The following is a 12867-nucleotide window of genomic DNA, read 5'->3' as shown; positions in this document are numbered from 1 at the left end:
AGCCTAACGACCGGCCCGTCAGGCCCGTCGGCCGAGTTCCGGCCGCTTCGAGTAGTCCGTGAACCCGATGACGTTCCCCCAGGGGTCGGCGATCTCCACGGCCCACCCCGTGGCCACGGCGAACGGCTCGTCGAGCGTGCCGATCCCGGCGTCGGCGAACGCCCGCGCCGCCACGCGCGCGTCCGGCACCTCCAGCCAGATCCGCGGCGCGGACCACGGCGGCGGCCGGTGCCCGCACCCCTCCTCGACCCGCAGCAGGATCCCGGGCGTCTCGCCGCCGACCTTCAGCTGCGTGATCCCGCCCTCGTCGAACCGGAACCCCACGGCGAACCCGGCCCGTTCGTAGAACCCGACGGCCTCGCCGAGATCCCCGACGGGCAGCAGCACATGGTCAAACCCGAGCAGCTCGTACGACTCTCCATCTGACATATCGTCAAATTACCGACCCCACCCCCACCCCACCGCCCACCGTCCCGACCCCCCACCCCCCGATCACCCGATGAGGCGAGACGGTCGGCGTTGCTCCGAGGGCCCGCAAGCACGCGCCGGCCGGCGTCCGGCATTGCCGTCGGTCGACCGGCGATCGATCGACGCCCCGGCAGCTGACCGGGTCCGGCGGGGGTGACCGGTTCTCCGGTCGGGTGGGGCCGTCGGTTACCCTTCCGGCCAGGTCGCCGTAGGGGGGAGCCCATGGGCCGGGTGCGGGTCGCGTTCGGGCTGCTGGTCGTGGTCGTGGGCACGGCATGGCTGCTCGGCGGCCCGGACGCCGTGCGCTCGGGCGGGCGCTGGACGCTGGTCCTGCTGCCCTATGTACTGCTCGGCCTGGGGCTGCTGCTCCTGCTGCGGGCCGCGGTGCCCCGGGGCCTGCTGGCCGCTCCCCTGGCGCTCATCCTGGTCGGCGCCCTGTGGGCGGCGTACGCGGCCGGCTGGCTGGGCGGGGCGGGGCGGTTCTGGCCGGGGCTCATCGTGCTGCTGGGCGCGGCGATCGCCCTGGGCGGCGTGCCGGTGGCGACCGGTACCGGGAACGACGGACCGCTCCGGCACTACCGCAGCGTCGTCCTGCCCCTGCGCCCCGAACTCGTCACCGAGCCGGGGACCGGGTTGCGCCGGATCACCGTCGCCTCGTACCTCGGGGACGTCCGGCTGCGGCTGGCCGATGTGCCCTTCCAGTCCGAGACCGTGCTGGACACGACCGTCGAGGTGCTCGAACTCGACGTCACCCTGCTGTTCGGCAGCGTGGCCATCGAACTGGACCACCGCTGTGCCGTGGTGAAGGGAGACGTGACCAATGCGCTGGCGGTGCACTTCGCCGACCAGGTGCGGGTCTACGCCACCACGGACATCTATGCCGACGAGGCCCGCACCGAGCTGCCCCGCAGGATCCAGCTGAACGTGATCGGTGTCGGCGGCACCGTCGCCATACGCTCACGCTGACCCGCCGTCGTCCCCGGCCGGAGGGACGGGCGGCCCGGCTGCCGGAGGCGCGGCCCCGGGGTGCCTGAAGGGGCGGTCGCCGAGACCGGGGTCCTGCGCCAGGGGGTGGGCGTCCGGGTCGCCCAGATAGCTCGACAACTGCCTGTTCAGCACGTACTCCTCGGCCGGGTTCTTCGGCAGCTCGTAGTGCAGTGCGGCGGCGAGGTCGAAGCGGTGCAGATCGAAGACCGTGCCGAACACCACGCCGGTGTAGCCGGCGGTGACCACGGCGCCCCGGTAGGCCAGCACCGACAGGACCGCGGCGGCCAGGGGCGTCAGCGACCAGATGTCGAGCCGGCCGAGCAGCGGCAGTGTGATCGCGCACAGCAGGCCGAAGCAGACGCTCAATGAGGCGGTGGCGGCCAGCAGTTCCAGCTGACGGGCCATCGCCTCCGCCAGCCGCTCGGAGAGGTACGGGTAGATGCGCGGGTATACGAACAGCGACTCCAGACCGTAACGGCCGCCCGCGGTGCGCTCGGCGCGGCGCAGCGCATTCCCCAGCCGGGTGGGCATCAGATCGGTGACCCGGCGTTCCCGCGGCGGTGTGACGAGGTGCCGGTCGTCGGGATAGCCACCGCGGATCCGCTCGTCCCGCTCCTTGCCGCGCGCCTGCCGGTCCATGCGGCGCTCGAGGGCGACCAGCGAGGCCAGGCTGGTCGCCCCGGGCCCGTACCTGAGCTGTTTCTGTTCGGCGAGCAGCAGCCGGGCCGCCGCGTTGTCCCGGCGCCGCCGGTGCAGTTCCACGGCGGCCCCGCGCAGGCGGGCCAAGGGCGACGGCGGATCCCAGTACCCTTCGAGCTGCTGCACCAGGACTCGTTCGAAGGGGCGCAGCAGGATGCCGCCCACCAGGGCGGCCAGCGCGAAGGCGACGACCGCCGCCGGGCCGGCCCCCGCGAGCACGGCGCCCAGGTCCACGGGGTGGTCCAGGTCGTAGGCGTGGGCCCGGACGAGCACCGTGGTCACCGTCACCACCAGGGCGCCCGGCAGGACGTTCAGGAGTCCGAAGCGGGCGCCGCCCATGGCCTTCGTACCGGCCTTGACCAGGTCACCGAACACGACGGCCCGTCCTCACGGCTCCGCCAGCAGCGTCATCGTCCTGGGCGGTCGGTGGCGGTCGCACTCCGGGGCTTCCGCCTCGGGCAGCCGGGTGGGTGGGCCCAGGCAGTCGAGGCAGGCGTGGATGTACAGCGGTCCGCTCGCGCGGGCGGGACGTGGGGTGCTCTGCAGCACGGCCGCCGCCACGGTGGGGTGTCCGGCGTAGCACGTCTTCCCGTCGGACGACGTGGACAGGAAGACGTCCGCCGTGCAGTCCCGGTGCTCGCACACGTGGTAGTAACTGCCCGGGCGCCCCCTGCCGTAGGGTCCGAGGATCGGGTCGCTGAGCAGCAGCACCCGCCGTATCCCCCATACCGCGCCCCACAGGCCCAGTCGCCCGACGCGCACCTTCCGTCCGCCCGTCACCTCGCCTCCCCCCGGTCGGGCCGTCTCCCGAGTATGCAGGCAACTCCCGTGCCCGCGCAGCGGGTGCAAGGTGGAGGCCCCGCTTCCTGGGGGAGGCGGGGCCTGGTGACCTTGTGTGGGGTGGGGTTCAGAAGCGGCGCGTGATCAGCGCTCGCTTCACCTCCTGGATCGCCTTCGTCACCTCGATGCCGCGCGGGCAGGCGTCCGTGCAGTTGAAGGTGGTGCGGCAGCGCCAGACGCCGTCGCGGTCGTTGAGGATCTCCAGCCGCTGCTCGCCGGCCTCGTCACGCGAGTCGAAGATGAAGCGGTGCGCGTTGACGATCGCCGCCGGGCCGAAGTACTGGCCGTCGTTCCAGAACACCGGGCAGGACGACGTGCACGCGGCGCACAGGATGCACTTCGTGGTGTCGTCGAAGCGGGCGCGGTCCTCGGCGGACTGCAGCCGCTCGCGCGTCGGCTCGTTCGTGTCCTTCGTGATGAGGAAGGGCATGACGTCCCGGTACGCCTGGAAGAACGGCTCCATGTCCACGACCAGGTCCTTGAGGACCGTGAGGCCCTTGATGGGCTCGATCGTGATCGGCTTCTCGGGGTTGATGTCCTTGATCAGCGTCTTGCAGGCGAGGCGGTTCTTGCCGTTGATCCGCATCGCGTCCGAGCCGCAGATGCCATGGGCGCAGGAGCGGCGGAACGTGAGCGTGCCGTCCACATCCCACTTGATCTTGTGGAGACCGTCGAGGACCCGCTCCTTCGGGTCGATCTCCAGCGGGAAGTCCTCCCATGTGGACTCCGCCGAGACCTCCGGGTTGAAGCGGCGGACGCGGAAGGTGACCGTGATGTAGGGAGAGGCCGAGGCCTCCGCCTCCACCTTGTCCAGAACAGGGGTTGCCATCAGTACTTACGCTCCATCGGCTGGTAGCGGGTCTGGACGACCGGCTTGTAGTCGAGACGGACGGACTCGGTGCCGTCGTCGCCCACCTCGCGGTACGCCATGGTGTGGCGCATGAAGTTGACGTCGTCGCGGTTCGGGTAGTCCTCGCGGTAGTGGCCGCCGCGGGACTCCTTGCGGGCCAGCGCGGACACCGCCATGACCTCGGCCAGCTCCAGCAGGTTGCCCAGCTCGATGGCCTCCAGCAGGTCCGTGTTGAACCGCTTGCCCTTGTCCTGGATCGAAACGTTCCGGTAGCGCTCGCGCAGCTCCGCGATCTTCTCGACCGCCGTCTTGATGGTCTGCTCGGTGCGGAACACCATGACGTTGGCGTCCATGGTCTCCTGCAGTTCGCGGCGCAGGGTCGCCACCCGCTCGGTGCCCGTGGCCGTGCGTAGCTGCTCGATCTGCTCGACGACGAGGGACTCCGGGTTCTCCGGCAGCTCGACGAACTCCGCCCGCCGGCTGTACTCCGCCGCCGCGATGCCCGCCCGGCGGCCGAACACATTGATGTCCAGCAGGGAGTTGGTGCCCAGGCGGTTGGCGCCGTGCACCGACACGCAGGCGACCTCGCCGGCCGCGTACAGGCCCGGCACGACGGTGGTGTTGTCCGACAGGACCTCGCCCTCGACGTTGGTCGGGATGCCGCCCATGGCGTAGTGCGCGGTCGGCTGGATCGGGATCGGGTCCGTGTACGGCTCGATGCCGAGGTAGGTCCGGGCGAACTCCGTGATGTCGGGCAGCTTGGCGTCCAGCTGCTCCGGCGGCAGGTGCGTGAGGTCGAGGTAGACGTGGTCGCCCTCGGGACCGCAGCCGCGGCCCTCGCGGATCTCCGTGTAGATGGAGCGGGACACGACGTCACGGGACGCCAGGTCCTTCATCACCGGCGCGTACTTCTCCATGAAGCGCTCGCCGTCCTTGTTGCGCAGGATGCCGCCCTCACCGCGGGCGCCCTCGGTGAGCAGGATGCCCATGCGCCAGATGCCGGTCGGGTGGAACTGGAAGAACTCCATGTCCTCAAGCGGCAGCCCGCGCCGGTAGACCGCCGCCTGGCCGTCGCCGGTCAGGGTGTGCGCGTTCGACGTCACCTTGAAGAACTTGCCGCAGCCGCCGGACGCGTAGATCACGGCCTTCGCCTGGAAGACATGGATCTCGCCGGTCGCCAGCTCGTACGCCACGACACCGGCCGACTTCTTGACGCCGTCGACCTCGGTGATCAGCTGGTCGAGGACGTAGAACTCGTTGAAGAACTCCACGCCCTCCTTGACGCAGTTCTGGTACAGCGTCTGGAGGATCATGTGGCCGGTGCGGTCGGCCGCGTAGCAGGAGCGGCGGACCGGGGCCTCACCGTGGTTGCGGGAGTGACCGCCGAAGCGGCGCTGGTCGATCGTGCCGTTCGGGGTGCGGTTGAACGGCAGGCCCATCTTCTCCAGGTCGAGGACGGAGTCGATGGCCTCCTTCGCCAGGATCTCCGCGGCGTCCTGGTCGACCAGGTAGTCACCGCCCTTGATCGTGTCGAAGGTGTGCCACTCCCAGTTGTCCTCCTCCACGTTGGCCAGCGCGGCGGCCATGCCGCCCTGCGCGGCGCCCGTGTGGGAGCGGGTGGGGTAGAGCTTGGTGAGCACCGCGGTGCGGCTGCGCTTCGTGGACTCGATGGCCGCGCGCATGCCCGCGCCGCCGGCGCCGACGATGACGGTGTCGTACTTGTGGATCTTCATGTTTCTCGCAGCCCCGTGCCTAGCGGATGTTCGGGTCGAAGGTGAAGATCACCAGCGTGCCCAGCAGGATGGTGAACACCGTGGCGGTGTAGAGCAGGCCCTTGAGCCACAGCCGGGTGTTCGCGCGTTCCGCGTAGTCGTTGATGACCGTACGCAGGCCGTTCGCGCCGTGCAGCATCGCGAGCCAGAGCATGGCGAGGTCCCAGACCTGCCAGAACGGGTTGGCCCAGCGGCCGGCCACGAAGGCGAAGCCGATCTTGGAGACGCCGCCGTCCAGGAACAGCTGGATGAGCAGGTGGCCGAGGACCAGGACGACCAGCACGATGCCGGACAGGCGCATGAACAGCCAGGCGGCCATCTCGAAGTTGCCGCGGGTGGTCCGCGGGGTCTTCTTGGTGCGCTGGCGCGGCGCCTCGATGAGGGGCGCGGGGTGGTCGACGCCGTACAGGGACTCGCCCTCGACGGGGCCGATCCCGGAAGCGGTGGTTTCAGTCGTGGACATCGGCGTCAGCTCCCGAACAGGACACGAGCGGCGTGGCCGAGGACCGGGTAGACCGAGCCGACCATCAGGACGACCCAGACGCCGACGACGGTCCACAGCATCTGCTTCTGGTAGCGCGGGCCCTTCGACCAGAAGTCGACGGCGATGACGCGCAGGCCGTTGAGCGCGTGGAAGAGGATGGCGGCGACGAGGCCGTACTCCAGCAGCGCGACGATCGGCGTCTTGTACGTGGCTACGACCTTGTCGTAGTCCTCGGGGGAGACACGCACGAGAGCGGTGTCCAGCACATGAACGAACAGGAAGAAGAAGATGAGGACGCCGGTGACTCGGTGAGCCACCCAGGACCACATTCCTTCCCGGCCGCGGTACAGCGTTCCAGCCGGCACGGAAGAACCCTCCGGGAGCGGGGACTGAGGGCCGCGCCGGCTTCGGTGTCGGTCGGGCCCGGCCGGGTACGGTCCACCGGCCCCCAGCATGGTAGCCATGCGCCTGAGGCGCTCCGCGGGGGGGCCTGCTTGTGTGATCAAAATGGCACCGGATGGGCTATCTGGGGGGTCGGCGGCCAGTGGGGTGGGGGCTTCTCGGTGGTGCCGGGTGCGGGTCGGCCGTGGCTTGTCGCGCAGTTCCCCGCGCCCCTTGGGGGCGCTGCCGGGCCGCAGCGGGCTTCGTTCGGCCACAGTTCCCCACGCCCGCTACGCGCCGTTCCCCGCGCCGCGTAGGTGGGTCACCAACCGGCCTCTCGCCAGACGGCGGAGCTCGTCCGCCGTCACCACGCGTTCCTCGTCCGGGTCGTTCGTCAGACGGGAGCGGATGCCTTCGAGGGTGCGGTCCAGGGCCTCGCCGGGCGCGGTGCCGCCCAGATGGATGACGAAGACGTGGCCGAAGCGGGCCTCATAGGCGGCGTGCGCGGCGCTGAGGGCCGTGTGGGCCGCGGAGTACGTGCCCGCCGGGAGGGTCGGCAGGGTCTCGCCGGCCAGGGCCTCCGCCAGCTCGGCCGGGGTCAGGTCGTAGGCCGCCTCGTCCGCCGCGGCCAGCAGGGCGTCCAGGTCGGGGTAGGGGCGGTGGGCGGCGAGGCGCGCGGCCCAGCGCGGGCTGTGCAGACAGCCGAGGAGCGCCTCGTGGGCCTCGTCGGCGGTCGCGGCGTTGAAGCCCGCCAGCCGGCCGGAGGACGGCGGGACGCGGGTCTGCCCGGGGAGCGCCGGTATGGTCGCTCCGCCGGAGAACCCGGACGGGTACGGGAGACGGTGCGCAGGCAGCGTGGGTCCTCGCGTCACATATGGGGCGGCAGCGGATGCTGTGAGGGATGTGTCGTCACGTTATCGAGAGTGGTCATGGCGTGTCCGACGGATGCCCGAATTTCACCCGGACGGCGGAGTTTCGGAACCGTTCATGGACGCATTGCTTCGGCATTGGCCTTAGCTTGGCAGTGTGAGCCAGCACAGGCGCCGGACGCCGGCGCAGCAGGTCAGGCGGCGGCGCGCGGCGGTCGGCGGTGCGTTCGTCTGCACGGTCGCACTCGGTGTCGGACTGGGTGTCTGGGCCGCCGGGGACGGCGGCACCGGAGCGCGGCCCACCGGAGCCGCACGCCAGTCCGCGGGCGACACCGCGGTGGGCGCGGCGCCCGATCAGGCGGCCCCGAGCCCGTCACCCAGCCGCACCTACCCGCTGTCCCAGGCCCCCCGCACCATTCCCGCCGTGCGCTCGCACACCCCCGAGCGCGGCCCCGGCTGGCGCCCGGCCAGGGGTGAGCGGGTCGTGGTGGGCGACCCGGCCCTGGCGGACGAGGGCCGCCTGATAGCCGGTGAGCTGGGCCTCGCGTACGCCGGTGAGCAGCACGACCGGCGCGCCGGGGACCTGCGGCTGGAGCTGAGCGGCGACAGGACCGGGAACCCGGAGTCGTACACCATGACCGTGCGGGGCGGCGGTGTGACCATCAATGGACCCGCCGACGCGGGCGTCTTCTACGGCACCCGCACCCTCAAACAGGAGGTCCACGGCGGCGGCACCGCCCCGGAGGGCGTCGTACGTGACGAGCCCGCCAAGCCGCGGCGCGGATTCATGCTGGACATAGCGCGCAAGCCGTACAGCGAGACCTGGATAGAGGACCGGATACGCGAGCTGGCGGACCTCAAGTACAACGAGCTGGGGCTGCACTTCTCCGACGACCAGAGCTTCCGGATCGAGTCCAGGACCCATCCGGAGATCGTCTCCGCGGACCATCTCACCCAGGCACAGGTCAAGAGGATCGTCGACCTCGCGGCCAGCCGGCACATCGCCGTCGTCCCCGAGATCGACTCGCCCGGGCACCTCGGTGCGGTCATCGCCGCCCACCCCGATCTTCAGCTGCGCAACGCGCAGGGCGTCGCCTCGCGCGGTGCCGTCGACATCTCCAAGCCCGCCGCGGCGCGCCTCGTCGACGATCTGCTCAACGAGTTCACCGGTGTGTTCCCGGGCTCGTACTGGCACCTCGGCGGCGACGAGTACCGCGCGCTCGCGGTGTCCGACCCGGCCGCGTCCTATCCGCAGCTGGCCGCCGCCGCCCGGAAGACGTACGGCTCCCGCGGCACCGTCGCCGACCTGGCGACCGGCTGGCTCAACGCCCGCGCCGACACCGTCCGCGCCCACGGCCGCACGATGCGGGCCTGGAACGACGGCTTCTACCGGGGGACCTCCGTGCCGCCCGCCAAGGACCTGGAGGTCGCCTACTGGACGGGCAAGGAGATCGGCGCCCGGCCACCGGCGGAGTACCTGGGCGAGGGACGCAAGGTCATCAACTACAACGACGAGTTCCTGTACTACGTCCTCGGCCAGCCGCAGACCTTCGTGTACCCCACCGGGCAGCGGATCTACGAGCAGTGGAACCCGCGGGTGCTGCGCGGTACGACCGCCGTGCCCGCCCGGTACGACGGGCAGATCCTCGGCGGCTCCTTCGCCGTCTGGAGCGACATCCCGAGCGCCCAGACCCAGGACCAGGTGGCGGCCGGGATCCGGATGCCGCTGCGGGCCACCGTCCAGAAGCTGTGGGACCCCGGCACGCCGGCGCTCTCCTGGGCCGACTTCAAGAAGCTGGCCGACCGGCTGGGCTGACCCGCACCCCGGACGCCCGTTTCGGCATACGGCTGCGGACCTCCGCGCGGCTGTGGTGTATTCGCCCGGAGCCGAGTCGAACAGTCAGCCGAACGGGCAGGGGGACGGACATGGGCTACTGGGGGTATTTCGTCGTGGGCCGGGCCGAGCGGCCGCTCGCCGAACTGGACGCGCTGGCCGGTGCCGAGGGCCTGATCCGGCGGGCCGCCGGGCCCGACGGCCGGCAGGTGTGGGAGTACCCGGGGTCCGAGGGCGAGATCGGGAGCATGAACGCGCTGGCCGCGCAGACCGGCGCGCCCGCGCTGTTCGGGTACGTCATGGACAGCGCCTGCGTGGTCGTCGAGGCGGCGGCGCCGGACAGCGGCGGCTGGACGACGTGTCTGGCGCGCACCGCGATGGCCGGCCGGCTCGGCGCCGACCGGGAGGGCCTCACCCTGGAGGACTACTTCCTGGAACCCCGTGACGCCGCCGAGCGCGCGGTCGTCTGGGCCGCCGAGGCCGGGCACACGGTCACCGCCGAGTCGGTGCTCGACGTGCTGACCGCCGACCCCGACGAGCTGGCCGAAAACCTGCTCTTCCGGCTGCTCGCGCTGCTGGGTGCGCCACCCCTGTGACACTCCGGCGCCCTCCCGCGCAGTAAGGGGAGGTACGGGCTCCGTACAGGTCGGCGCCCCGGCGAGGGAGGCGCGAATGAGCCTGGTGAACCTGATCGCACAGGCCGATGAACGCGGGCTGACCGCCAGCGGGCTGGCTTGTCTGGATCGTTGCGTACCGTTGCTCGGCGGTGACGACGAGGCGCTGCGCCCGCTGTGGGGGAGCCTCGTGGACGGCGGCGGCGACTGGGGCGCGAGCCTGGAGAAGGCGCGCGCCGCCCTCCGCCCGCAGGACCCGGGCGAGGACGAGGCCGCGCGGCTCGCCCACCGGATGCTCGACGCGGCCCCGGCCGAGCGCACCGGCGCCGCGGTACGGGTGTGGGCCGACGCCTGCTCGGTCGCCGCACTGCGCGTCCACCGGCTCCTCGAACCCGCCGAGGGCGGCACCGGCACGCACGACGCCGCGCTCGCCCTCCGTCCTCGGCCGCTGGCCGCCGTGCGCGCCGGGAGGACGACCGGCGAGCGCCGTACGGAGGGCATGTCGCCGCTGGTCGCCGCCGAGCTGCGGCGTCAGGTCACCGTCCTGGAACTGCTCGCCGAGCGCGGGGCGGGCGGGCTGCGGCGGGCCCTGGACGTGACGACAGAGGGGCGCCGGGTGCTGGCCGCGGTGGTCTCGCGCCGGGCCCGCGGCCGGGCCTGAGACCGCCCGGCGGCGGGAACCGGCAGGGCCGGGCTCCCGGGCCGGTGCTGTGACCGTCGTGCGGGGGAGGTGGGGCGGTCCTGCGCGCGTTGCGGGCGCGGCCCGGATCCGGGTGACGAAAGCCACGCCGGCCGCGCTCTTGCCTATGTGACAGCGCAGCAGGTGACAGAAGAGCAGCAGACCAGGCCCCAGGCCGCGGCGAAGCCCGTGCGATGGGCGGCGGACGTGGTGGCGACGATGCGCGAGGGCGCGCGGGTACGGCTCGACTACTCGGCGCAGAGTCTGTGGCGGGTGGACCGGATGATCGACGACATACGGCGCGAGGGCGCACCGGACGCCGCCGTGCAGGACGTGCTGCGCGGCTTCGGCGCCTACGCCGGCGAGGTGATCGTCCGGCAGTCCGGCGCCGAGTGGTGGGCGAGCGGCGGTGACCACTGGATCCGTACGCCCGACGGCCGGCTGTGGGACCCCGTCGAGGAGGCGCGGCGCTGCTTCGCCGGGCAGGGCTCGCTGCGGCTGCTGTGCCGGGACGCGACGGCGTCGGCGCCCTGACGGCCGCCCCCGGACGCCGGGGGAGGCGGTGGCGTCCGGGGGCGGCCGTGCCCTGTGACACATCTGTGAGCTGCGGCGCTGATCATCGTGGGGACGCGGGTCGCCGTGCCGCACGGTGCCGATGCGCTGCGAGGACGAGCAGCGGCACGAGCAGGGGCACGGCTCGTACGGACGAGGACGGTTCTTGGGCCAGGGAGGGGAACGTCGCCGCCTGCAGGCGCACGACGGCGAGCTGGGCGCGGCCGTCGCGCGGGCCCAGGACGGCGACGAGACCGCCTTCGCCGTGGCCTACCGGATGGTGCAGCCGGGCCTGCTCGGCTATCTGCGCGGCCTCGTCGGCGACGACGCGGAGGACGTGGCCTCCGACGCCTGGCTGGAGATCGCCCGGGACCTGGGCCGGTTCAAGGGCGACGGCGCCGGGTTCCGCGGCTGGACCGCGACCATCGCCCGGCACCGGGCCCTCGACCATCTGCGCAGGCAGCGGGTGCGGCCCCGGGCCACGGGTCTTGAACAGGACGTGCTGGAGCTGCCCGGGCCGCACAGCACGTACGACCAGGCGCTGGAGGCCCTCTCCACCGAACGCGCCCTCGCCCTGGTCCGGGGGCTGCCGCGCGACCAGGCCGAGGCCGTGCTGCTGCGGGTCGTCGTCGGTCTCGACGGCCCCGCCGCCGCGCGCGTCCTCGGCAAGCGGCCCGGCGCGGTGCGCACGGCCGCGTACCGCGGACTGAAACGCCTCGCCCGGCAACTGGACGGCGGGTTACCGGCGGTCCACGGTGCGGACGGCGGTGTGACGGATGAGGGCCCGGGCACGCTGGGGGATTCGACATGAACGGCGGCGGGCGCGGCACGTATGAAGTCGGTGGAGCCGGCGGACCGGGCCAGGACGGGGAACGGACATGGGTGAACGGCACAGCGACGACGGGCCGCCCGGCCGTCGGCGCGCGCACCCCGGCGGCCCGGTGCCCGGCCCGCGGCCGGCGGACCCCGGCACAGCCCTGGAGGCGCGGTTCGGCACCGCGCTCCGGCCGGACGGCGCCGGCCTCGACCCGGAGGCCGAGCGGCGGGCCGTCGCCGCGTTCCGCGCCGCGAGGGACGCGGGGGCGCACCGGGCGCGCACCCGGCGCCGGGACGACTGGCGGCCCCGCGCGCCGCGCCGCGCCCGGTTCTCGGTGACGGCCTCGCTGTCCGCTTTCCTCGCGAGCGTCACGCTGGGCGGCCTCGCCGTCGCGGCGATCGCCTCGGCCGGGGCACCGGCGCACCGCGGCGACGAGCAGCCGGCCCCGCACCCGACGGCGGACACCTCTGAACGGCCGGCCTCCGTACCGGCCCCGGAGCCGTCCGGTCCCCGGCCCGCCACGAGTCAGGCACCCGCGAGCCCCGCTCCCACGGACCCGGCGGCCACGGAGTCCGCGGCGGCCCACGCCCGTCCGGACCGCCCGGCCACGGCCAAGGACACCCTCGCCCACTGCCGCGCGTACGAGCAGGTCAAGGACCGGGGCAAGGCGCTGAACTCGACGGCCTGGCAGCGGCTCGTGACGGCAGCGGGCGGTGCGGAGAAGGTGGCGGCGTACTGCGCCGGCCGGCTGGCCGCGGCGACGACGGCGGCCGAGGAGCCCGGGGCCGGGCGGTGATCCGGCCCGCCCGGGCGTTCCTTGCCGAGGCAACGGCCGGGGCCGCCACCCCCCACAGGAGAGGCCCCGGCCGTCGCGCGGCACGGGCCGCGCGGCGGCCCGTACTTCCTTCAGCGTCATGGGTGCTTTTTCTGTCACACCGCTCCGCGTCACGAGTTAGTTGCATCTTGTACGGACATGGACGGGAGCGGTTTCAAGCCGTAACGTGCCTTTCGCGCCGAGGCG

The 12867-nt window shown here is 72.7% G+C and carries 15 protein-coding genes; 7 read left to right on the top strand and 8 right to left on the bottom strand.

Annotated features, from left to right (window positions below):
* Positions 1-18: 18 nt before the first annotated feature.
* Positions 19-429, bottom strand: coding sequence for a VOC family protein (locus CTZ28_RS02390; RefSeq protein ID WP_121887488.1), 411 nt, complete (start codon positions 427-429; stop codon positions 19-21).
* Positions 430-690: 261 nt separating this feature from the next.
* Here CTZ28_RS02390 and CTZ28_RS02385 point away from each other — a divergent pair, with 261 nt between their 5' ends.
* A complete protein-coding gene (locus CTZ28_RS02385; protein WP_121887487.1) occupies positions 691-1434 on the top strand; it encodes a hypothetical protein in 744 nt (247 codons plus the stop codon).
* Here CTZ28_RS02385 and CTZ28_RS02380 read toward each other — a convergent pair.
* The 7 genes from CTZ28_RS02380 to CTZ28_RS02350 form a co-directional block, all read right to left on the bottom strand.
* Positions 1426-2529: a hypothetical protein gene (locus CTZ28_RS02380; RefSeq protein WP_121887486.1), complete on the bottom strand. Its 1104-nt coding sequence runs from the start codon at positions 2527-2529 to the stop codon at positions 1426-1428. The genes CTZ28_RS02385 and CTZ28_RS02380 overlap by 9 nt on opposite strands.
* Positions 2530-2541: 12 nt before the next feature.
* Entirely contained in the window at positions 2542-2934 is a 393-nt protein-coding gene (locus CTZ28_RS02375) for a hypothetical protein (RefSeq protein ID WP_121887485.1), read from the bottom strand.
* Between the two features lie 127 nt (positions 2935-3061).
* Entirely contained in the window at positions 3062-3823 is a 762-nt protein-coding gene (locus tag CTZ28_RS02370) for a succinate dehydrogenase iron-sulfur subunit (protein WP_121887484.1), read from the bottom strand.
* Complete coding sequence (sdhA, locus tag CTZ28_RS02365; RefSeq protein WP_121887483.1) at positions 3823-5577, bottom strand: succinate dehydrogenase flavoprotein subunit; 1755 nt, start codon at positions 5575-5577, stop codon at positions 3823-3825. Before sdhA ends, CTZ28_RS02370 begins: the two co-directional genes overlap by 1 nt.
* A 19-nt stretch (positions 5578-5596) precedes the next feature.
* Positions 5597-6079, bottom strand: coding sequence for a succinate dehydrogenase hydrophobic membrane anchor subunit (locus CTZ28_RS02360; RefSeq protein WP_121887482.1), 483 nt, complete (start codon positions 6077-6079; stop codon positions 5597-5599).
* 5 nt (positions 6080-6084) lie between these two features.
* Entirely contained in the window at positions 6085-6465 is a 381-nt protein-coding gene (sdhC, locus tag CTZ28_RS02355; protein WP_121887481.1) for a succinate dehydrogenase, cytochrome b556 subunit, read from the bottom strand.
* Between the two features lie 306 nt (positions 6466-6771).
* Complete coding sequence (locus CTZ28_RS02350) at positions 6772-7353, bottom strand: 2-oxo-4-hydroxy-4-carboxy-5-ureidoimidazoline decarboxylase (protein ID WP_121887480.1); 582 nt, start codon at positions 7351-7353, stop codon at positions 6772-6774.
* 154 nt (positions 7354-7507) lie between these two features.
* Between CTZ28_RS02350 and CTZ28_RS02345 the strand changes: the two genes are divergently transcribed.
* The 6 genes from CTZ28_RS02345 to CTZ28_RS02320 all read left to right on the top strand — a co-directional run bounded on the left by CTZ28_RS02345 (position 7508) and on the right by CTZ28_RS02320 (position 12642).
* Positions 7508-9166, top strand: a complete 1659-nt coding sequence (locus CTZ28_RS02345; RefSeq protein WP_121887479.1) for a beta-N-acetylhexosaminidase — start codon at positions 7508-7510, stop codon at positions 9164-9166.
* A gap of 110 nt (positions 9167-9276) precedes the next feature.
* On the top strand, positions 9277-9780 hold the full coding sequence (locus CTZ28_RS02340) for a hypothetical protein (RefSeq protein ID WP_121887478.1): 504 nt from the start codon (positions 9277-9279) through the stop codon (positions 9778-9780).
* Between the two features lie 76 nt (positions 9781-9856).
* Entirely contained in the window at positions 9857-10459 is a 603-nt protein-coding gene (locus CTZ28_RS02335) for a hypothetical protein (RefSeq protein WP_121887477.1), read from the top strand.
* Between the two features lie 162 nt (positions 10460-10621).
* Positions 10622-11011: a hypothetical protein gene (locus tag CTZ28_RS02330; protein WP_183154217.1), complete on the top strand. Its 390-nt coding sequence runs from the start codon at positions 10622-10624 to the stop codon at positions 11009-11011.
* A 184-nt stretch (positions 11012-11195) separates the two neighbouring features.
* Positions 11196-11840, top strand: coding sequence for an RNA polymerase sigma factor (locus CTZ28_RS02325; RefSeq protein ID WP_183154216.1), 645 nt, complete (start codon positions 11196-11198; stop codon positions 11838-11840).
* A gap of 67 nt (positions 11841-11907) precedes the next feature.
* Positions 11908-12642: a hypothetical protein gene (locus CTZ28_RS02320; protein ID WP_121887474.1), complete on the top strand. Its 735-nt coding sequence runs from the start codon at positions 11908-11910 to the stop codon at positions 12640-12642.
* Positions 12643-12867: the final 225 nt, after the last annotated feature.

The organism is Streptomyces shenzhenensis (genome assembly GCF_003688995.1).
Lineage (GTDB): Bacteria > Actinomycetota > Actinomycetes > Streptomycetales > Streptomycetaceae > Streptomyces > Streptomyces shenzhenensis_A.
Note: the sequence above shows the minus strand (reverse complement) of the source record. Positions and strands in the feature narration are given on the sequence as shown.

Bases quoted from the DNA above. Each gene is read 5' to 3' on its own strand.
- CTZ28_RS02340 (WP_121887478.1), top strand. From the start codon at position 9,277: ATGGGCTACTGGGGGTATTTCGTCGTGGGCCGGGCCGAGCGGCCGCTC.
- CTZ28_RS02320 (WP_121887474.1), top strand. From the start codon at position 11,908: ATGGGTGAACGGCACAGCGACGACGGGCCGCCCGGCCGTCGGCGCGCG.
- CTZ28_RS02390 (WP_121887488.1), bottom strand. From the start codon at position 429: ATGTCAGATGGAGAGTCGTACGAGCTGCTCGGGTTTGACCATGTGCTG.
- CTZ28_RS02335 (WP_121887477.1), top strand. From the start codon at position 9,857: ATGAGCCTGGTGAACCTGATCGCACAGGCCGATGAACGCGGGCTGACC.
- sdhA (WP_121887483.1), bottom strand. From the start codon at position 5,577: ATGAAGATCCACAAGTACGACACCGTCATCGTCGGCGCCGGCGGCGCG.
- CTZ28_RS02360 (WP_121887482.1), bottom strand. From the start codon at position 6,079: ATGTCCACGACTGAAACCACCGCTTCCGGGATCGGCCCCGTCGAGGGC.
- CTZ28_RS02385 (WP_121887487.1), top strand. From the start codon at position 691: ATGGGCCGGGTGCGGGTCGCGTTCGGGCTGCTGGTCGTGGTCGTGGGC.
- CTZ28_RS02370 (WP_121887484.1), bottom strand. From the start codon at position 3,823: ATGGCAACCCCTGTTCTGGACAAGGTGGAGGCGGAGGCCTCGGCCTCT.